The following is a 21759-nucleotide window of genomic DNA, read 5'->3' on the forward strand; positions in this document are numbered from 1 at the left end:
TACGAATTCGATTATTTATTAAAGAAAAAAAGAAAAAGCCATGGAATTACTTTAGATACGGGTTGTTTGCGGTGGTCAATAAATTGACGGCACCTTCAAGGATGTTGATTTCTAAATGTTTAAAACTACCAATCACTTCACCGTCTAATTGTAACTTTAGGGCTTTTTCAAATTGTAATTGAGCTTGTTGTGTGGAAATAATTTCTACGTTGTTATTTGCGTAAAAATTCTCATCAAATTTAGAAAGGCCAGCTCTTATAATGCTGTTTACATTAATGTTACTAATTAAAACAAGTTCAAATTTACCATCCATAGGACTGCCATGCAGATTTAAGGGAACTCCAGTGCCATACTTTCTAGCATTGCAAATGGCAACCATGACGATTTCTCGTTTAATTGTTTTTCCGTTGGCATGTACTTCTATAGAAAAAGGTTCAGTGTTTTTTAAAGAGTCAAAAAAGTATTTTGCATAGGTGATCATGCCTCTTTGTTCATCGGCTTCATAGTTGGCTACAATTTGTGCATTGAGTCCGACATCTCCAATGTGAATGGAGTAGTGCTTGTTGTTTACTTCAATAATATCAAGTTTGCCAGTTATTTGAGTCGTTAAAAGATCTTTAAAGGCTTCAATAGGTGTGCTGTTTATAGCTAACTCTTCCGCCATGCCATTAGCTGAACCAAGCGGGACGATACCCATCGGAATTTCGGTGTTTAGTATGCTAAGTGCAGTTAGTAGTGTTGTGCCATCTCCGCCTATAGAGGCAACTCTATCAGGATTAAATGTTTTAAGCGTTTCAATAATTTGATTTAAGTCATCATGCCCTGTCGTTTTAAAAATTTTATAGGAAATACCATAATATTTACATGTATCCTTTACTTTTTTTATAAAGCTTTTCTTATCAATATTTCCAGAAATAGGATTTAAAACGATTAATAGTTTCATGGTAAATTTTGTATTAGTTGTTGTAATTCGTTGTCTAAATCAATCTCGTCTTGAGTTTTAAAGTAAGTTACAGGAACCTGTAAGTTCTGATATTTATTTCTAATATCATTTTGTTTTTTATTAATGTGATCATTGGTAATTCGGATGTATATTTTTAAAACCTGTTCTGGATATTCCTTCGCTATTTGGTAATACACTTCTAAATCTTTTTGACTATCATCTCCTATCAGAGCAAATCTTTGGTTTGGACTATTCTTAAAAATTAATCGTAAATGCGTTATTTTATAGGCTTTGTTTTTTGAACTCATTAATAACTGTTTGAAGTTTAAAAATGGTGTCAATAAAAGCGGTCCTTTCGGTAAATTATGATGTGTTATAAAATGTGTTAGTAGCTGAAAAAAATTGCTCTCACTTTTCGATAAATAGTAAATACCGATATCATTTTTACTAAAGAAATCAATCAAGGATTTGGTATATGCGATTGTTTTTCTTTTTGAAGGATGTGTCAATAAAAGCGTTTTTATCCTTTTCGCAATTTTGGCAGTATATGAAACAAGTATGGTGTCATCAATATCGGAAATGACATTAATTTTGTAGTCTTTATGCTGGAAATGAGTAGGGTAAGATTGAACTGTTTTTAATGGCGTTTTATTTCCGGAAATATAAATGTCAAAATCTTTTAAAGGCGTGTTGATGCTAGCTGTAAAGGCTCCTGTATTATCGGTACTACAAGAATAAAGCTTATTGTTACTAAAAATATTAAGGTTCGTGTGTTTAATGGGCTTTAATGTATATGCTTTTAATACATACATTAAATGTTTTAATACGCTGGTGCTTTTATTGATGTTTAAGGTGTTATGTTTTAAAATTATGCCTTGAACCAACGTGATGTTGGTTGGCATTTCTATAAGGTTTAATTGCCAAATTATGGGGGTGGTATTTTTGCTCAATGTGATTAACTTTATAGAAATATACGAATAATAATTTAGGCTTGTGTTATCTAGATGTCATCGTTGACTTCTATTACATAAAATTTTTGGGTGCAGCCAAAAAGTATACATCTTTTGAAAATCTGTATCAAACTAGATGTGCTTTTAAACTTATCTTTGTCGTTATATTTAATAACATGCGTTTAATAAAAAACATCATGACTGGAGCATTACTTGTAGCCATCACCATAGGCATAGGAACCCTATGGTTTCTTAATACCGAACGCTTCGGTAAACACCCTTCCGGAGAACGTTTAGCTAGAATAAAACAGTCACCAAATTACAAAAATGGTAGTTTTCAAAATTTAAATGACACCCCAATGCTTACAGAAGGCGTACGTTACAGCACGGTGTTATCGGAGTTTTTGTTTTCATCAAAACCTAAAGAGCCTCTAGAAGTTCCTTCAGTGAAAACGGATTTAAAATCGCTAAATGCGGATGAAGCTGTTTTAATTTGGATGGGACATTCGTCTTATTTTATTCAAATTGATGGTATAAAAATCCTGATAGATCCTGTGTTTAGTGGCAATGCTTCGCCTTTGTCGTTCACGACTAAAGCTTATAAAGGAACCGATGTGTATACTGCTGAAGATATCCCTGATATTGATTACTTATTCCTGTCACACGATCATTGGGATCATATGGATTATAGAACGTTAAAACAATTACAACCAAAAATTAAGACGGTGATTACTGGTCTTGGTAATGGTGCTCATTTAGAACATTGGGGGTATAAACCAGAAATTATTGTAGAAGGTGATTGGAATGACTTGGTTGGAAACGAAAACGGTTTTGAAATTTACATGACCCCAGCACGGCATTTTTCGGGAAGAGGCCTAAAAAGGGCTCAAACTCTATGGGCTTCCTTCGTACTTAAAACGCCTAGTACTAATATTTATATAGGAGGGGATAGTGGTTATGATACGCATTTTAAAACCATAGGAGAACAGTACGGACCATTCGATTTGGCAATTTTAGAAAACGGACAGTATGATAAAAATTGGAAATACATTCATATGCTACCAGGGGAACAGTTAGTAGCCGCTACCGATTTGCAAGCTAAATCCATTCTACCTGTGCATGCGGCTAAATTTACTTTAGCAAATCATGCTTGGAATGAACCTTTAGAAAAAATGGTTGAAGCCGCTAAAAGCAAAAACATAAGAGTGATAACGCCATTAATAGGGCAGCAGGTTAATTTAACCGATAGTATTCAAACCTTTAAATCGTGGTGGAATTTCTAATATAATGATGATGGAGCTCTTTCCTTTTGGCCATTAAAAAGCCCTTTCAGCTGTTTAGTTCTGAAAGGGCTAAGGTATAATCAAGTGTTAAAATAAAGTAGCAAATGCTATTCGTCTTCTAAGGTCCAAGTACGTACCCAATCAATGTACATGGTATTGATGCTATTATCGTTTAAATCACTTTTTGGAGGAAGTCCTCCTAAGTAATCGGCAGCATTGGTCCATAAATCGAAAATAATTTCTAATTCTCTTGTGAATTCACGCTCGGAGTAGGTGTTTCCATTTCGGTCTTCACCAACTACAACGCTTCCTGCTGGTTGTCCATTTAAATAAAACTGAATGTGCTTTGAATCTTGCCACCATACGCCAAAAGTGTGGTAATCTTCATTCCAGCCAACATTGCGCAACGGATTCGTAGGAGCTAAATCCGATCTTAAAAAGTTTCCATAATTTCTTATAGTTTGTGGCGTTTTGCTGTCATCAGCTTGAAAATATTGCGAATTCATCTGATTTGGGAAATCTGGCTGACAATTACAAGACGGTTTAGAGTTGTTTTCAATGATATCGATTTCATCTCTATTATTAATATCGCCATTGTTTAACCAATAGGTGTTGTATGCCGAAATATGCGCGGCTTTAATGCGTGCTTCGGTATACATGGGGTAAGAGGTTTTAGCTCTGGAATGGATTCTAGCGGTCTGGAACCAACGATCGTCAGGGTTGTTTTCGTTTAAAGTGGCTTTAATCCATAAATTACCGTTGCTAACCCCCGAGTTATTATTAGAAGTCGACATAAAAACAGGTACTCCATAATGCCAATTGGACTTAAACCATTTTGAGCTGTTCCAAGCGTCAAACTCATCAGACATGGCTTCTAATTTCACCCATTTTTTATTTTCTGGCGTGGTGTTTCTAACCGAGACAAAGGATGGGTAGTTCGGGTCTATATTTTCGAAATCTTCGGCGCTAGGTACCCAAGGGGTTACTGTTACATTAACGGTCGCTTCATCACTGTTGCCTTGATCGTCTGTAAGTTTATAGTCGAAGCTGTCGGTTCCTGTGTAATTTTCATTAGGAATGTATTCAAACACACCTTCATCAATTTCGTTTACTGTTCCGTTGTTGGCTTGTGAAATGAGACTGAAAGTAGCCGAATCTAAATCTTCAACAGTATCATTTTTAGATACATCAATTTGGTTGGTGGTTCCTGAAGTACTGTTTTCTTCAACTTCTAAAACATCATTTACAGCTGCAGGTTTAGACCCGTTAGATGTGTCTTTTTCTGAATCTGATGAACAGCCGCAATTGGTTAGAAATGCGGGGAGAAGGAGTAGAGTTAAAATAGATTGTTTATAAGTCATGTTTTTCTTTTTTATAGTTATTTATTATATGTGATGGACTCACAAATTTTGATATGTAAGACCTTTCTGTTTTTTAAAACCTGAAAGGTCTAGATTTTAATTTTAGTACTAATACTCCAAATAAACCGTACGTTTTTGTAAATGATGTTCTATACCATAAATACCATCTTCACCACCAATTCCCGAGGTTTTATGCCCCGAATGATACCCTTGTATATAGCCAACAATTTGTTTGTTGATGAAAATTGTTCCCACCTGTAATTGATCAATGGCTTTTTGATGAATTTTGTAATTATTGGTGAATAAGTATGCCGATAAACCTTCTTCTCTGGCATTCGAATAAGCCATAGCTTCATCAAAACCATTTACTTTAATGATGGGCAAAACAGGCGCAAACAATTCGTGTTTTGTTGTGGCATCGCCATTTTTAACATTGGTAAGAATGGTTGGAGCAAACCAGTTGCCTTTTTCAAATTCAGCACCATCTGGTCGGCCGCCTCCCATAACCAGTTCGGCGCCATTGCCAATATCTTGATTTACTAAATCTTGCACACGGGCTAAGCCTTGCGAACTTACATTGGGGCCCATATTTACCGAAGCATCAAATGGGTTACCTGTTTTAATTTGTGCCACACGTTTAATGAGTTTTTCGGTAAATTCATCAGCTATTTTTTCGTCAACCATCACCATTTCATTGCAAATACATACTTGTCCGCAGTTGGCATATCTAGAAATGGCCGCAGCTTCAACAGCCTTATCGATATCCGCATCATCTAAAACAATAAATGGCGCTTTACCACCCAATTCTAAAATTAAACCTGTAATGTTATCCGCAGCAGCGCGATACATGGCGCGTCCCGCATTAGTACTGCCAGTCAAACTGATTAATTTGGTAATCGGACTTTCAACTAATAAAGAAGCGGTTTGTGCATTTTGTGTCGCTACCATATTAACAACGCCTTTAGGTAGGCCAGCGTCTTCTACCAATCGGCAAAATTCTGAAGCGGTAACAGGCGTTAGTTCATGTGGTTTTAAAATAATGGTATTTCCTGTAACCAGAGCCGGACCTAATTTTCGTCCGATTAATGCTAAAGGATAATTAAAGGCACACAATGCCACGGTAACGCCGTAGGGAACTTTATGGATTTCCAAACGCTCGTTGGCATTTTCAGTTGGAAAAATGGCCCCTTGAATACGTCGTCCCGCTTCCGCGGAATAGGTCATATAGCGAATCGTGTCATCAACTTCACCAAGCGCTTCAGCATAGGTTTTTCCTTGCTCCATAACTAATAATTTGGCGAAATGTTCCCGTTCCGCTTTCAAACGATCGCAAATGGCATAAATATAATTGGCTCTCGTTTGAGCAGGTGTTAATTGCCATCCAAATTGCGCTTTTTCTGAGGTTTCTAAGGCATATTGCACATCTTCTTTGGTACATGCAGTAACCGTTGCAAAAACGTCATTGTTAGCAGGGTTTTCTACTTCAATAAGTGCTCTTTTTGAGGAATCTAACCACTCACCATTGATGAAACAGGGGTAATGTTTAATTTCTTTTGCCATTATTAGTATGTTTTATTAGTTAATTAAATTTTGGTGTACGCTTTTCTACAAAGGCTAAAAAGCCTTCTTTGGCATCATGCGTATCGTACAAGGCGTTAACCGATGTGGTTTCGTAATCTAACGATTCTTGTAAGTTCATGCCTTTATGTTTTTGGACATAATGTTTAATGGCCGCCATGGCTTGTCCTGCGCCTTGCGCTAACTCATTTACATAATGTGTTACGCTTAATTCGAAGGCATCTGCAGGGTATAATTGATTAAATAGGCCATAATCATAAGCTTTTTGTGGTGATATGTTATGTCCGGTTACCAACAATTCCATGGCTCGGCTTGCTCCAATTAAATCGATGAGTCTTGGTGTACCGCCGTTTCCAGGCATTAAGCCTAGTTTAACTTCGGGTAAGCCAATTAAATAGTTGCCTTCGGAAGCAAGACGGATGTCGCAAGCCATAATCATTTCTAATCCGCCGCCTAAAACATGACCGCTAACGGCCGCAATAACAATTTTACTGCTTGAGGTAATCGCTTCGGAAACTTCGCGAGCTGCTTTTACCATTTCGGCATTTTGCTCGGTGGTATTGCTACTGAAGATTTTAATATCAGCACCAGCACAGAAAAACTTTTCGAAAGTGCTATTGATTAAAATAATTTTGATGGAATCGTCTGCGCTAGCTTCTTTTACAGCTTGACTAATTAATTCTAAAAAGTCTTTGAAATAACTATTCGCTTTAGGCCTGTTTAAGCTAATGGTAGCAACGCCTACTTCTTTTTTGACTAGTATGTTGGTTGATAAATCACTCATAAAATTCCGTTATTACGATGCTAGTTCTTTATTGATTTTCTCATTGTGTTCGCCTAAAACGGGACTGCCAATTTCCGAGGTTAACCAGGTACCATTAATTTGAATCGGGCAACGTGTCGTTTTATAACGGTAGCCGTCGGCCATGTTAACTTCCTGAATCATCTCTAAAATTTTAAAAGCGTCTTGATCCATGAGTGTTTTCCAATCCATGATTTCGGCACACCAAATATCGGCCGGTTCTAAAACGGCCAACCACGATTTCGTGTCTTTAGTTGCTAGGTGTTTGGCAAGGATGTCTTTAATCTCATCTCTTTGATTAAACCAACTTTCGGGTGTTTCATATTTTGATAAGGCCTCACAACCTATTAAACCGCCAATAAAAGGAATAGATCCCATGGCCAAAGCCATAGCGCCATTTTTAGTCGCGTAAACGCCGTAAGGTGCACCTAAATAGGCATGCGCCGAATTGCTTTTAGGTCTGATGGTTGGTTGCCCGCCGTCTCTAAAGTAACAGGTAATGGATTCAAACTGGTATTCTAAGGCCGATTCCAGCATGCTTACTTCCACGCGACCGCCTTCACCCGTGGTTTCTTTTCTGTACAAACAGGCTAAAATACCTTGTGCTAAATGGGCTCCAGATAAAATATCTACTACGGCCAGTCCAATAGGGATAGGGCCTGCGCCATCGTTTCCGTTTAGCTGTGTTAAACCTGAAAGCGATTGCAATAATAAATCCAGTCCTGGTTTGTCTTTCCAAACGCCTTCTTTGCCATAACCCGATAATTCAGCATAAATGATTTCAGGATTTATTGATTTTATGGTTTCGAAATCAATGCCTAGTTTGTTTACAACGCCAGGTCTGAAATTATGAATTAAAACATCGGCCTTGCGGATTAATTGATAGACTTTTTCACGGTCTTCGGCCGCTTTCATATTAGCCGCATAACTTTGTTTATTTCTGTTGATGGCATGAAACATAGATGAAGCGCCGTTCATCACCACATTTGAAAAATACAAACCACGACCTAAATCTCCCGTTTCAGGTTTTTCAATTTTAATGACTCTAGCACCTAAATCAGCCAATCTTAAACTCGCTGAAGGGCCAGATAAATACTGACTAAAGTCTATAACTAAAATGCCTTCTAATGGTTTTTTCATGATTAACTTAGATTAAATTCTTTTTCTATTAAGGCATTATCTTCACCCACTTTTGGTGCCGATTTTTTATTGAAAATGCGATTACCATCTATTCGGATCGGGCAGCGCGTGGTTTTCATTGAAATACCATCGGAAGTTTCAACCTCTTGATCCATTTGAAGGATTTTGTAGCCTTCATGATTCAATAATGTTTTATAATCAAATACTTCTGAAACTCTAAAATCTAAAGCTTCAAAAATAGATAACCAATGGGCTGAGGTTTCTTTGATGAGTTGTTCTTGTAAAAAGGCCATGATGTCATCGCGTTTTTCATACCATACTTTCGGATTTTGAAAAGCTTCAGGAAGTTGCAAGTTCATCGCTTTTGCCAAAGCATCTAAAGGTGTTAACGCAATACTGATGTAACCATTTTTGGTTTGATAAATACCATAAGGCGCCTCTAAATACACGTGGGCATTGCCTTTTTTTGCTCTTTTTGGTAGTGTTTCGTCATCATTCAGAAAAGTGGTTAACAATTCAAACTGAATATCTAATGTAGATTCTAATAAACTTACTTCAACTTTAGAGCCTTTTCCGCTTCGGTTTCTGGCAATAAGTGCAGCCAAAATACCTTGAACTAAATGTACTCCTGTAAAAATATCAGAAGTGGCTAGTCCTGTGGCTGTAGGTTCATCGGCTTCGTTTCCCGATAAATTAACAAATCCCGATAAGGACTGAATAAGTAAATCTTGGCCAGGTTTTGTAGCCCAAGGACCAACGGGACCATACCCAGAAACCACACCGTACACCATTTTAGGATTTATAGCAGCTACTGTATCATAATCTAAACCAATTTTTTCCATAACGCCTGGTCGGAAATTATGGGTCATCACATCGGTCTGCGCAATGAGTTTTTTAACCTTTTCTAAATCGTCTGGGTCTTTTAAATTGGCTGCATACGATTGTTTATTTCGATTGGCCGTATGAAACACCATTGAGCTTTCATCTATAAAAATATTTTTAAGCGCAATTTGTCGGCCCGTCTCGCCAGAACCTGGGCGTTCAATTTTAATCACACGAGCACCTAAATCGGCCATTTTTAATCCAGCCGATGGCCCTGCCATGAATTGCGCAAACTCTAATACGGTAATGCCTTCTAATGGTAACATTTATATATGATTAGGTTGTTTTCTTTAATGATTCAAGATACAATGTATTCAAGCTATCTAAAAGCGATTTAGCATGGCCACCGTTTTTCATAAACTCACGAATTGGAGCCCCTGCATTATCCTGAAAATACATGTGTCCGTGGTAACGTGGTCTTAAAAAGGCTCTATCTAAAGTGGGTAGCGTGTCTTTAAAATAATCTAAAGCATTGAAATTATTCGTGGTATCTAACCAAGCTTCTCGGTGTCCGGGTTGCCCGCCATAATCAAAGAACACGGTTTTTTGAGTTTTAGGTGACGCTACATATTCCGCGTAAGCCAAAGCGGTTTCTTTATGTTTTGAATTTGATGAAATGGCTAAACCCGTTCCACCTAAAGTGGTAATTAAATGCTGACCTTCTAGAGTAACGGTATCATGAAATTTTAAAATATGATTGGCATAGCCGCGTTTCGAGTAGTTGGTGTAGCCGTAAGCAAAAGGGGAGTAGGCAAATTTATCGCTGCGTGTCATGGCTTCGTAAACCTTAATGGGGTTCATGTCGTAGCAAGAAGCATCAATATATTGTCCTAAATCTCTTAAAATATCTAAGGCTTTTAGTCCGATGTCTTCCGAAACAAAATAGTCTTTTGTTAGTGCCACATCTTCACCAAGCGTGCAACAAATCATATAAAAACTCATTAGGGTATCCTGCGGAATCCCAGGAATGGCAACCAAACCGTCCTTTGCTAAGGCGATTAAATCGGCCCAAGTTTTTGGTAGCGTTTTTCCTAATTTGTTTAATAAATCTGGTCTGCTTGCTGCCACGGGTGTTGCGGCATCGATGGCTAAAGCACTTTGATAGCCATCAAAACAATAACTTTCGTGTGATTTCCCAACCGAATTCGCAGCCTGATCGTCTAAGAAAGATTTCGGTAAATGTTCGTTTAGCGGAATGATAACCCCTGTTCGAGCTGCAAAACCTGCCCATGGATGATCAATAATTAGTAAATCATAACGTTTTGCAAGGGCATCGATTGGTTCATCTGCAAATGCTTGTAACGAACGTTTTTCCCAGGTGATTTCTATATTCGGATTTAACTCATGGAAACGTTGTGCTGTAGCAACGGCCGATGTAAAACCACGACTGTGGTCCCAGGTTATTCCTTTTAATTTTATATGTTTTTCTGACATAATTCGTAGTCTAGTAAAAAAGAGACCATCTAAAAACCCAATTTATTGGTAGTTTATAAGTAGTTGTTTCGATTTGGGTGCTGTTTTTAGACAGTCTCTGCAATTAGTAATAATAGTTAGTTGTTGTTTAAAATCCTGATGCTCTTGGAATTTGGGTTTGACTCTCGTAACGTTGTCCATCTTCACCTGTAAAATCTTTGAAGAAGTGGTAGTATGAACCATATCCGCCATTTTCGTTTTCATTTTTCAAACGTTCCTCTTTCCAAGTGTTAAAATGTTTTGTGGCCTCTTTTTGATCGCCAATTAGGAAGAAATAATCGTTTTTAGAGATTACTTTTCCGCTTTTATCGGTTAATTCTAGGTTCACAAAAAACTTAGATTTCACCGATTTTAAAACCTTTTCATTAATCGGGAAGAATGATTTCGCACTGTTTTCTTCAATCTTATCAATGGAGAAGGTTTTGTTAGCAATCACTTTTCCAGAATCGTCTTTCATTTCAAACTTCACCGTACAATCTTTGTATGATTTATAGTAATCATTAATCACCCAAATATTTCCAACAAAAGGCTCCTTAGTATCCCAACGGCGTTTTTTGAATTCAAAATTCACTAAAAGCGGTTGATAAGCCTTTTGAACAAAGTAATATGAGTTTTTAGGTTTTCTGTAATTATCTACAATAGCCCATTTCATATCGGGTCCGTAAGTAATATAATGACAAAGCGCAATACCACTTAAACTTGGTTTATCACGACGGAAATGCTCAATGCCGTTTTGGAAAATAATCCCTTGTGCATCTTGGGTAGCATTTACAAATTCTTCTAAAGAACCTTTCATTTCACTACCAAAAACATCCCAGTTTTGCATGCGTAAACGGGTTAAATCTGCCCAATGGTGTCCCCAACTTAAACCAGGAGTCCATAATTCTTCTTCAGGAATAAATTTCTTTAAACTTTCTACGGAAGGCACCGAGGTAATTGCAAATTCTGGAACAATAGGATAGCCGTCTGCTTTGGTTTGGTACCAATCTTCGTGCAGCCATTTCCCCATATCGTAAAAGTAACGTAATGCATGAACGGCTTCTTTAGGTTTGAACCCTGCTTGTTGGCCAACATGATCGGTCATTGGAGAATCTGGAACATATGGTAAATCGACATAAGCTTGCAGTGAATCGCCTAAACGCTCTAAGAATTCACGACCAAATTTAGGATCACGGGTACGGAACATCATTTCTTCACCGCCTTCCATCATAATTAACGACGGGTGGTTTCTACGTTCTACAACCACTTTAACACCTTCGTTAAAGATTTCAGCGAGGTTCTTTTCGTCTGAAGGAATATTTCCAGTTCCTAAAGGAATCATGTCTTGCCAAACGGTCATACCCATTTCATCACAGTATTGGTAAAATTCAGGAACTTCTGGTGGATGCCATCCGAAGATTCGAATATTGTTCATATTCATTTCTTTAGCCAAACGAATTAATTCTTTGTAATCGCTTGTTTCAGTACGCCCTACAAAAATATTTGGTGGGCCACCCCAACATGCCGATCGGATGAAGTGAAACTTACCGTTTATATAAGTAGATCGCGGGAAGGTAACATCGACATCTTTAACAAATCCAGGATTCCATTTAGAAGTGACTTCGCGAATACCAAATGTGGTTTCGTTAACATCTTGATTTAATTTACCATCTTTAACCGCAATTTTTGCAGTGTATAAATTTTGGTCACCTAAATCCCATGGCCACCATAGTTTAGCTTCTTTTAAATGTATTTTCTGAATGACTTTATGAGTTCCCGGTTGAATGGTTTTCTTAAAGCTTACTTTTTGCTCTTTCATCTTAAAGTTTTTCCCGTTAAGGGCTGCTTCAAATGAAAATTCTTTAGCAACTTTATTGGTGTTTTCTACGGTGATTTCAAGATTTACATCGGCCGATCCATCTTTATTAATGGTATTGTTAGCATACACATCTTTAAAACGGATTTTTCCTGTACGTACTAATTTAACAGGGCGTACGATACCAATAGGCGTGATGTCTCTCCAATAATCGCCAAACCAAGGAGTTTTTTTTCCGGCAACAAAAGCGTTTACTTGCGGCGGTGTGTCTAATTTAACCACGAGCATGTTTCTTCCTTTTAGGAAATCGTATTTATGGATGCGAAGAAAATCGGCAACATCAAAAGAAAATTTAGAAAATACCCCTTCATGTTTTCCTAAATAATGACCGTTAAGCCACACCTCGCAGGCATAATCTACGCCTTCAAAAACAAGGTCTACTAATTGGTTTTCTACATCTTCGGTAACGCTAAATTGTAAAGCGTACCACCATTCGTACTGTTGTACCCATTGGGCTTTTACGCTGTTTCTTCCAAAATGAGGATCTTCAATAATACCTGCTTTCCAAAGATCGGTGTACACATCGCCAGGTACTTTGGCGTTGTTCCAAACTAAGGTTTCAATGTCTTCGGCAGGTAACTTATGCAGGCCTTTTTTAATGCCTTCTCCTGGCGCCATCATTTTAAATCGCCAGCGCATGCCGCTTAAATCAATAACTTGTTGGTTTGAGTCTTCAAGTGCAAGTGTGGTGTTGGGTTGTGCATACGTTAATACTGTGCTTAATAGTAAAGAAAAGTACAGTAAAAGTTGTGAAAATTTAGTTATCATAGTTGTTATATTTATTCAGATGTAAATATAATATTTATATTTGAATAATTAAAATTGTGATTATTGTTTCAAATACCATTATTTTTGGTTTCTAATAAAACAGCATTATGAGTAAATACGTAGCACCTGCATTAGACAAGGGTTTGGATATTTTAGAGTATCTATCTCAGATAAAAATTCCGCAATCTCAAATGGAAATCGCCCAAGGCTTAAGTAAATCGCCAAATGAGTTATATCGTATGCTCGTGTGTTTAGAGCAGCGCGGCTACTTACTTAAAAGTGCTCAATCTGGTAAATATTCGTTGTCCTTAAAACTCTATCAGTTATCTCATAGGCATAGTCCTATTGATGGTTTGCTAAAAGCTTCAAAACCTGTTATGGAAGAGCTTTCTAATAGTACCAAGCAATCTTGCCATTTAAGTATTATATATCATGGACAGCTTATGGTGGTTTCTCAAATGAAAAGTCCTGGGCCGGTATCGTTGTCCATTGAAGAAGGGAGTTTGTTTCCTTTAACAAAAACCGCTTCGGGTCGTGTATTATTGGCTCATTTAGAAGGAGATAAGCTGAATGAGTTATTGAATAATAATCAAGAGTTTATCAGTCTTTCTAAAAAGGAGCAAAAAGATTTTAAAGAACGTCTTCAACGTATAAATAAAGATAAGCACGAAATTTCGCAAAGCGATTTAACCATGGGGGTTACAGATATAGCCGTAGCTATCGGTAATCCGAATTCTAATATGTATTGTGCTTTGGCCATTTCGTCCTTATCTTCTATTGATGAAAAAAATAGCATAGGGGAGCTTCTTATTGATAAATTGCTAGGAGCCTCCCACGCTATTCAAAATGAATCGGGTTTAGATTAATATTTAATTATGTTTTACTACAATATGTTTAGTTATGCTTCCATTTGCTGTAGCTAATCGTAAAAAATAGTTTCCTGGTTTTAAATGCGCTACAGAAATCGTACTGAATTCTGAATGCTTTTCCAGCACTTTCGCCCCAAGTACATTGTAAACTTCAATATGGTTTATAAGTACTTTACTTTTTATATTAATGATTTGATTTGCCGGATTTGGGTAGATAGCAACATCTTCTTGAGTGATCTCTGGTGTTGATAAGCTGTTTTCTAGAGAAAACACAATTTTATCTAAATTCCATTGCCATGCGTTGGTACCTGAAGCTACAATTTTAACATTGTGTGTTCCTGCAGGCAAGGTAATAGTACTTCCAGCCGTAAGCGCCTGGTAATTATCCCAGCTTCCGTTATTTGGAACGGCATCATCACTAACCAAAACGCCATCTAAGTAAATTGCTATTTTAGTATCGTCTAAAGGCGTTGAAATTTGATACGTAATATTGTATTCGCCAGCCAAATCGCTTGGTACAGTTAAGGTGTATTCTGCTTCATCACCTTCGTTAACATAATTGATGCCTACAGAACTTTTATTTACACCGTACGGTACGTAACCGTCATCGTAAGTACCATCTGTATTGATGAAATCTTCGGCTTCGATAATTAAAGAGGAGCTCGATCCCGATCCGCCTCCAGATGAAGAGTCATTTACAGGCTTATACACACGTATCCAGTCTACTTTCATTTGGTTTTTTGAAGGGTCGTTTAAATCGGTACTAGAAGGCGTTGAACCTGTTAACCAGCTTTGAGATTCCATATTAATTATGATGTCCATTTCTTTGGTGAAACCTTTAGCTTCCACAGTAATACCATTTCCATCGATATCGCTATCGTCTCCACCTTGAAACCAAGCTGGATCTATAACATTATACCCGTTAGAAGCGTTTGATGTTGCTTTTAGGGTGTTAAAATTATAAGTGCTTGATGTGGCATGTACGGTAACATCGGTATATCCGGAACTGTTGTTTGTAGGTAAGTTATAACCGTTTACGTTCCAATTCATAGAATTAAAATAGGTATACTCCCAAGTGCCGTTGAATTTTGTAGCGATGGCGTTGTAGTACATAACACGAACTAGCTCGCCGTCTATATAATATTCGAAGTGTTTTGGACCAATCCAATTTACCCCCATTCGCATGTAACGGCGTTCACCGCCATTGTTATAACACCAGTCTCCCCAACCGTAATTAGAAGAAACTCTACTGTCTGGATACCAAGAATTCCAATCTCTTGGTTGGTAATCGGTAAAGGGGCTACGAACAAAAGAGTGGTGGCTAATGTGGGTTAAATGTTTAAAGCCGTTAACCCCTCCGTAGTTTTCAATAATGTCGATTTCTTCGGTATCGTCGGGGCTTAATAGCCAAAAACAGGAAGCCAAAGAAATATTGGCAACACTTATAGCCGATTCCACATATACTGGGAACTTAACTTTATTGTTGGAAGTAACACAGCCAGAAGCAACGCCGTAACTGCCACCTTTACTGTTTTCGGAGGTATAACCAACGTTAATTACCAAATCGTTACCATCGACGGTAACATTTCCATTTTTCCAATAGGTGTACCCAGGTCCATCCCATGCGTTGTGATAGAAATTGTACCACTTATTATTTCCAAAATTAGACCAAGAGGAGGCGTTGAAATTGTAATTAAAATCATCAGAAACATTGTCTTGAAGTTCCCAAATCTTTCCAGACCCTGCGTTTGCCGGTACCGGTATTCCCGACCAATCTTGGGCTTGTGTCTGGATAATAGAAAATAATAATGCACATAAAATGCGTTGTGTATTAGTCATAGTAGGTTTTAAATTAGTTTCGATAATATTACTGAAATCAAGTCTTATTTTATGAAAAATAGACTAGACACGAACTAAACAACCCAGTGAAAACCTACTATTTTAGCGGATTTATGTCAAGTTACTGAAAAATAATAGGGATTTTTTTACATGCTCTTGCCAGTAGGACCATTCATGAGCACCTTCAAATTCTTGGTAATTATGAGGGATGTTTTCTGAAATTAATTTTTGATGAAGATCACGGTTGTATTCAATTAGTAAATCTTCTTTTCCGCAGTCAAATCGAATTGGTGGTAAATGGTTTTGGTTTGTAAGGATGGTTTGAAACACATCTTCATTATCGCGGTTTTCTTGTTTGTAGTTTGCTTCATCTTCTTCCACAAATAAATGCATCTGATTGGTATTGGTGATTGAAGAATGTGCTGAAATTCCTTGATACTTTTTACTGTATTTAGCGCCTAATCGCAAGGCACCGAACCCGCCCATGGATAATCCCGAGATAAATAGGGGCGAGGCTTCACTGGTACAAGGAATATTTTCAGTAATGGCCGCAATAATATCATCTACAATCCAAGCTTCGTAATTCGCTTGGTTATGTGGTAAATAGGCCGAACCATCGCCCCATAAACCATCGGAAGGCATGGCAATGACCATCGGTTTAATAACTCCTGCTTCCATCAATTTTAAAGCCGTAAAATGAACTCCTGCTTTGTGCGCCCAAATCCAGGCACTACCATAAACACCATGTAAAAGTGTTACAATAGGTAGGTTTTCAAGGTTTTTAAATGGCGGAACAAATACGCAAATATCGCCGCGACCATTTAAATTCTTGGTTTTAACCGTAATGAATCTTAAGTTATTGCTTTCAAATTCAGGATTTGAAATTTCGGTGGTTTTAAAAATTGAAGCCATGCCTTTCAGTTGATTTTAATGCGGTTTCTTTTATTCAAAAACGATGACGCCTTTAGCGTTTCTTCCTGCAAGCATATCGTCAAAAGCTTGTTGCAAGTTTTCTAGCGGATACGTTCTCGTAATCATTTCATCTAAAAGTAATTCACCTTTATCATAAAGCGATACGAGTTTAGGGAAATCAATGTCTGGACGGCATTTTCCGTAAAGCGGATTGATATAAATTTTATCCCATTCGAATAAATTCATATCGATGGTAATCTCTTCTTCAATTCCACTCACTTGAACCGCTGTTCCGGCATTTCTAATCATAGCAAGTGGTGCAGCACCTAAGGCCGGAACGGCAGTACACTCAAAGGCATAATCGGCACCGCGTCCATCGGTTAAACTTTTAACGGTTTGGGCAGCTTTTTGTAAGCCAATATCTGCTTTATCGGCTAAAATCGTGTGTGTCGCACCAAATTGTCTGGCCATTTCTAAACGCTCTTTGTTGATGTCGATGGCAATAATTTTTGCTGCTCCAGACACTTTAGCGCCTTGAATAACATTAAGTCCAACGCCACCTGTGCCTAAAACAACAGCCGAACTACCAGCACTTAATTTAGCTGAATTGACTACCGAGCCATAACCCGTCATCACCCCACAACTGATAACACTAGCTGAAGGCATAGGCATATCGCTATTAAGTTTTACACATGCTGAAGCTTTTACTAACGTGTATTCTGCTAAAGTTCCTATGTTGAAAGAGCGCTCGATAGGCTTGTTGTTCCAAAGCGAGCCTTCTAAATGGGCATGTCCTGGCGTGTAGCCGTTTCCGCCTGCTGTTACGGGTGAATTGTTTTCGCAAATGTGCTGGTTACCTTCTTGACATTGGAAGCATTTCATGCATGGTGTTGCCCAGTTTAAAATGACCTTATCACCCACTTTAAAACTGGTTATTCCGCTTCCTACTTGTTGAACGGTACCGGCACCTTCGTGTCCTAAAATAATGGGTTTACCCCAGTTTAGGGAGTCGTGGTCGGTATGACACAAACCAGCAGCTTGGATTTTGACAATAATTTCGTCGGCTTGTGGTTCAACAATAGTAATGTGATCTATAATAAATTTTCCATCGGCGGTAGCAATGGCCGATTTAGCTTGTAATGGCATGAGATATGGTTTTTAAATAAAACTGTTTGGTTTAAATGGAATGCTGGTATCAGCAAGTTTAATCTTGTCTACTTTTTGTTTGGCTTTTATAAATCGAGTACCGAGCATGTATGCTTTTGCGAAATTTACGGCATCAACAGCAAGGAGTTCGTCATCTTTAAAATACCACATGGAAAAACTGTTTTCGGTTTCTTCATTTCGTATGACCAAATTGTTGTAGTCTGTAGATAGACCGACGATTTGTAATTTGATATCGAATTGATCGGACCAGAACCATGGAATGCTATCATAAATAACTTCTGTTTGACCGCAAATGGCCTTGGCTGCTACTTTAGCTTGATCAATGGCATTTTGCACCGACTCTAGACGGATGTTGGTTTGGTAATGCATATTGTAATGAAAAGTGCAATCGCCAATGGCATATATATATGGATTACTAGTTTGACAAGAGGCCGACACTTTAATGCCGTTTTCAAGTATTAAATTGGCACTTTGAGCCAATTTGGTATTGACTGTTATACCTACGCCAACAACAATAACATCGGCTTGGTACTGTGAGTTATCACTGCAATGCACTAAATTTCCTTCTGATAAAGGTGTTATTTTAGTAACCGTTTTGTCTGTTAAGATATTTACACCGTTTTCTTCGTGAAGTTTTGTGAAAAATGCTGACATCTCGGGAGTAGTAACACGAGCCAAAACCCGCGATTCACGTTCTAGAACGCTAACTTCAGCACCGAGTTTTTTTAATGAGGCTGCTGTTTCTAACCCTATATAGCCACCTCCAATGATTAGCACACGTTTTTTAGGAGCCGCATTAAAAGCCTGTCGGATGTTATTCGCATCTGTGGCGGTTCGCATCGGGAAAACATTTTTTGCCGTGACTATGCCTTCAATTGGTGGTATAAACGGACGCGCTCCAGTGGCCAATACCAGTTTGTGGTAGCGTTGTTCGCTCCCGTCACTAAGGGTAATTATTTGTTTTTCAGCATGAATAGATAGTACTGAAATCCCCAGTTTTAGTTGGATGTTATCCTCGGTATAGTTTTCCTTCGGAAAAAGTAAACTGTGTTCGGTTCCTGCTTCACTAGTTAAATAGGCTTTAGAAAGCGGTGGCCTGTGGTATGGGAATTCGGGATCTTTATCGTAGATGATAATAGCACCTTCCCAACCTTCCTTCCGCAGCGCAAAAGCACAGTTTATACCAGCATGACTGGCACCTATAATAACACAGGTTTGATCTGTTGTAGCTTGCATGGCTTATTATTTTGCGACTTTAAGAACCAATCCGTCAGGAACTTCACTTACTTGCATCTGGCATGATAATCGGCTGTAATCGCTCACATTGTCATCAAATTCTAACATGTCGCTTTCCAACGCGCTAGGGCCTCCAACAGCATTCCAGAATTCTTGGTTTACATGGACGTGGCAAGTGGCACAAGAGCAAACACCTCCACAGTCGCCATCAATGCCTTTTACTTTGTTTTTTACAGCCAATTCCATGAGACTTCCAGAGTTGGCTTGGGTTTCAATAATGTCGTTTTCGCTGGTAATAAATGTTATGGTTTTCATTATATATGGGTTCGTTTATAGTTTATGAAAGGCAACTTGTAGGCTATCGAAACCTACTTTACGATTAAACTCGTCTAAATCTTCAATATTCTCTTTTGCATCGGTAATCTGCATGCAACCCACTTTTTGAGTGAGTGTATTTAATAAAATACGTAAAATTTGACGGGCATGTGTGGCTCCTAAGCAATTGTGTGTCCCGAAACCGAAAGCGACATGCGGATTCACTTTACGGTCTAATACTACTTCGTTAGGGTTCTCGAATACGCGTTCGTCTCGGTTGGCAGAAGCCCAACACATGGAAATACGGCTTTGTGCTTTTATGGCATGCTCGCACACTTGCGTGTCTTCTGTAACGACACGTCCCATTTGGGTTAACGGAGAGTAATAACGCAGTAGTTCTTCAATTGCCGAGTTAAGATGTTCTGGTTGGTCACGTAATTGTTGTAAAGCCTGAGGGTTATCGGCAAAATAAGCTATGGTGTTGGTTATGGCATTAATTACCGTATCTCTTCCGCCTGCGAAGGTTAAAATGAGTACGCCTTTAACTTCTTCTTTAGTTAATGATTTACCATCTATTTCGGAAGCTAATAATTTTGAATATAAATCGACTCCCGGATTAGCGATGGCTTTATCGATTTGCGCATCAATATAGTCATATAAAATATTCGCTTTGTCGCCATCTAAAGCCGTGTCTTCACTTCTAAATACGTGCGTTCCCCATGAAATCCAAAGTTCCGATTCTTCAAATGGAATATTGAGTAATAGGGTTAGAGCGCGTGATTGTAATTTTAGAGCAAATTCTGAAACGACTTCCATGCTCCCTTTTGTAAGGGCTTCATCTACAATGATACTGATAATATCAGTTAGTTTTTCTTGGTATTCTTCTTCTAACGGACGCTTAAACCAAGGTTCTACAAGATCTCGATAGCTTTTGTGTTGTGGAGGATCGACTTCAAACGGAATTTGGCGTGTATCACGAATATGTACCTCCGAGGGTACTACAATTCTGCCTATTTCGTCACCTCCCGATTGAAAAGTTTTCCAGTTGTGGGCACATTTTCTAACGTCTTTATGACCTAGAATCATGGTTACAGGATCGTTCTGATCGTTCATAGTTCCAAAGCCTTTAGTTTCTCTGGCTTCTTTAAACGGATCGTCTATATTGCTTTTTTTCATGGTTTAATACTTTCATTCAAACGTTGTGGTTGTGGCAAAATTGAATAAAAAGGCGAAACGGAGATTAATCAGAATTAGCTATTTAAGTACTTATTTTGACTTGTAAATATGTAAATAGATTAAAAACACTTCAATTAAGGTATGTAAAATATGTTTTTATGCTTTAAGTTGATTAATTTTGAAGTTTAAAAAGTCAGTGATTTGAAAGCCCAGTTTGAAAAAATACCTAAGATTCAGAATACATCGGTACACGCCTTTGTTTATGATGGCGCTACTTTTACGGCACCTTGGCATTTTCATCCAGAATTTGAACTTACATTCATAGAAAAAGGAGAGGGAATCCGTTATGTTGCCAATAGTGTCGAGCCCTTTACGCCTGGCGACATGGTACTTTTAGGTAGTAATTTGCCGCATTGTTGGAAGGAGGATTTGGTTGATGATAACGGGGTTAAATCCCTGGTGTTTCAATGGGATGACCATTTGTTAGGTGAAAATTGGATTGAGAAAAAGGAGTTTTACAATATTAAAGAATTGCTGATAAGATCGGCACGTGGTATAAAATTTAGTCCGATGTTAAGCCCTAAATTTCACAGTGATTTAAATCGTATTATAAATTTACCGCCTTTTGAAAAACTCATGGCTTTTGTAGGTGTGCTTCAGAAATTGGCTTTAACAACAGATTACCATTTTTTAGGTAATGAGCATTTTGCAAGTGATTTAAACACGAAAACCAACGCTAGGATCGATAAGGTTTATAATTACATTCACAACCATTACAGTAATAAAATTGTTCTGCACGATGTGGCCAATTTGGTGTCTATGGGAGAAGAAGCTTTTTGTCGTTTTTTTAAAAAATCACTAAACAAATCGTTATTTGCTTTTATTAATGAATACCGGGTTACCATGGTATGCAAACAGTTAATTGAAACCAATAAGCAAGTCAAACAAATAGCTTATAACTGTGGTTTTGAAAGTTTACCGTTTTTCTATAAGCAGTTTCAGAAATATAAGGGCTGTTCTCCACTGAGCTTTAGGAAACATTATCGGAAGTTATAGAAAGATTACCTAATAATATTTAGAGGTGTCTTTATTGTTGGTTTATTAAATGGTTAGTCAGAGATTCAATTAATTTGAAAGAATCGTTGAATTTTTTTAATTCTATTTTTACTTATGAATTTCTGGGTTAAATCTGACTATTTCAGGACCAATG

18 protein-coding genes are annotated in these 21759 nt (G+C 37.9%); 3 read left to right on the forward strand and 15 right to left on the reverse strand.

Features of this window, described 5'->3' with window-relative positions; all coding sequences use genetic code 11:
• Positions 1-46: 46 nt before the first annotated feature.
• Both A6I66_RS05690 and A6I66_RS05695 read right to left on the reverse strand, forming a co-directional pair.
• Positions 47-943: a diacylglycerol/lipid kinase family protein gene (locus A6I66_RS05690; protein WP_067146483.1), complete on the reverse strand. Its 897-nt coding sequence runs from the start codon at positions 941-943 to the stop codon at positions 47-49.
• The gene (locus A6I66_RS05695) at positions 940-1845 is read right to left on the reverse strand and encodes a phosphatase domain-containing protein (RefSeq protein WP_067146484.1); all 906 of its coding nucleotides are present in this window, start codon (positions 1843-1845) and stop codon (positions 940-942) included. Before A6I66_RS05695 ends, A6I66_RS05690 begins: the two co-directional genes overlap by 4 nt.
• A 224-nt stretch (positions 1846-2069) precedes the next feature.
• On the opposite strand from A6I66_RS05695, the gene A6I66_RS05700 reads away from it, so the two are divergent.
• Positions 2070-3176 carry an MBL fold metallo-hydrolase gene (locus tag A6I66_RS05700; RefSeq protein ID WP_245683432.1) on the forward strand — a complete coding sequence of 369 codons (1107 nt, stop codon included), beginning with the start codon at positions 2070-2072 and terminating at the stop codon, positions 3174-3176.
• A 107-nt stretch (positions 3177-3283) separates the two neighbouring features.
• Here A6I66_RS05700 and A6I66_RS16725 read toward each other — a convergent pair whose 3' ends face one another.
• The 7 genes from A6I66_RS16725 to A6I66_RS05735 all read right to left on the reverse strand — a co-directional run bounded on the left by A6I66_RS16725 (position 3284) and on the right by A6I66_RS05735 (position 13035).
• Positions 3284-4537 (reverse strand): Ig-like domain-containing protein, encoded by a 1254-nt coding sequence (locus A6I66_RS16725; protein WP_067146486.1) that lies wholly within the window; start codon positions 4535-4537, stop codon positions 3284-3286.
• Positions 4538-4645: 108 nt separating this feature from the next.
• Positions 4646-6097, reverse strand: a complete 1452-nt coding sequence (locus A6I66_RS05710) for an aldehyde dehydrogenase family protein (RefSeq protein ID WP_067146489.1) — start codon at positions 6095-6097, stop codon at positions 4646-4648.
• A gap of 19 nt (positions 6098-6116) precedes the next feature.
• The gene (locus A6I66_RS05715) at positions 6117-6899 is read right to left on the reverse strand and encodes an enoyl-CoA hydratase/isomerase family protein (protein WP_067146491.1); all 783 of its coding nucleotides are present in this window, start codon (positions 6897-6899) and stop codon (positions 6117-6119) included.
• A 12-nt stretch (positions 6900-6911) separates the two neighbouring features.
• On the reverse strand, positions 6912-8057 hold the full coding sequence (locus tag A6I66_RS05720; protein ID WP_067146492.1) for a CaiB/BaiF CoA transferase family protein: 1146 nt from the start codon (positions 8055-8057) through the stop codon (positions 6912-6914).
• A 2-nt stretch (positions 8058-8059) separates the two neighbouring features.
• Positions 8060-9205 carry a CaiB/BaiF CoA transferase family protein gene (locus A6I66_RS05725; RefSeq protein WP_067146494.1) on the reverse strand — a complete coding sequence of 382 codons (1146 nt, stop codon included), beginning with the start codon at positions 9203-9205 and terminating at the stop codon, positions 8060-8062.
• 10 nt (positions 9206-9215) lie between these two features.
• A complete protein-coding gene (locus A6I66_RS05730) occupies positions 9216-10373 on the reverse strand; it encodes an extracellular solute-binding protein (RefSeq protein ID WP_067146496.1) in 1158 nt (385 codons plus the stop codon).
• 127 nt (positions 10374-10500) lie between these two features.
• A complete protein-coding gene (locus A6I66_RS05735; protein ID WP_067146498.1) occupies positions 10501-13035 on the reverse strand; it encodes a glycoside hydrolase family 2 protein in 2535 nt (844 codons plus the stop codon).
• Between the two features lie 107 nt (positions 13036-13142).
• Here A6I66_RS05735 and A6I66_RS05740 point away from each other — a divergent pair, with 107 nt between their 5' ends.
• Positions 13143-13901, forward strand: a complete 759-nt coding sequence (locus A6I66_RS05740; protein WP_067146500.1) for an IclR family transcriptional regulator — start codon at positions 13143-13145, stop codon at positions 13899-13901.
• Positions 13902-13904: 3 nt separating this feature from the next.
• Here the strand turns inward: A6I66_RS05740 and A6I66_RS05745 are convergent, their stop codons facing one another.
• From A6I66_RS05745 to A6I66_RS05770, 6 genes are all read right to left on the reverse strand, one after another.
• Positions 13905-15743, reverse strand: coding sequence for a carbohydrate-binding protein (locus A6I66_RS05745; RefSeq protein ID WP_067146502.1), 1839 nt, complete (start codon positions 15741-15743; stop codon positions 13905-13907).
• A 111-nt stretch (positions 15744-15854) separates the two neighbouring features.
• Positions 15855-16655: an alpha/beta hydrolase gene (locus tag A6I66_RS05750; RefSeq protein WP_067146504.1), complete on the reverse strand. Its 801-nt coding sequence runs from the start codon at positions 16653-16655 to the stop codon at positions 15855-15857.
• 30 nt (positions 16656-16685) lie between these two features.
• Positions 16686-17801, reverse strand: coding sequence for a Zn-dependent alcohol dehydrogenase (locus A6I66_RS05755; RefSeq protein WP_067146506.1), 1116 nt, complete (start codon positions 17799-17801; stop codon positions 16686-16688).
• A 12-nt stretch (positions 17802-17813) separates the two neighbouring features.
• Complete coding sequence (locus A6I66_RS05760) at positions 17814-19058, reverse strand: NAD(P)/FAD-dependent oxidoreductase (RefSeq protein WP_067146508.1); 1245 nt, start codon at positions 19056-19058, stop codon at positions 17814-17816.
• 6 nt (positions 19059-19064) lie between these two features.
• Positions 19065-19373: a 2Fe-2S iron-sulfur cluster-binding protein gene (locus tag A6I66_RS05765; RefSeq protein ID WP_067146510.1), complete on the reverse strand. Its 309-nt coding sequence runs from the start codon at positions 19371-19373 to the stop codon at positions 19065-19067.
• A 15-nt stretch (positions 19374-19388) separates the two neighbouring features.
• A complete protein-coding gene (locus A6I66_RS05770) occupies positions 19389-20549 on the reverse strand; it encodes a cytochrome P450 (RefSeq protein ID WP_067146512.1) in 1161 nt (386 codons plus the stop codon).
• A gap of 201 nt (positions 20550-20750) precedes the next feature.
• Between A6I66_RS05770 and A6I66_RS05775 the strand changes: the two genes are divergently transcribed.
• Positions 20751-21605: an AraC family transcriptional regulator gene (locus A6I66_RS05775; protein ID WP_067146514.1), complete on the forward strand. Its 855-nt coding sequence runs from the start codon at positions 20751-20753 to the stop codon at positions 21603-21605.
• The last annotated feature ends 154 nt before the right edge of the window (positions 21606-21759 follow it).

This window comes from Pseudotamlana agarivorans (assembly GCF_001642835.1).
Classification (GTDB): Bacteria; Bacteroidota; Bacteroidia; order Flavobacteriales; family Flavobacteriaceae; genus Pseudotamlana; species Pseudotamlana agarivorans.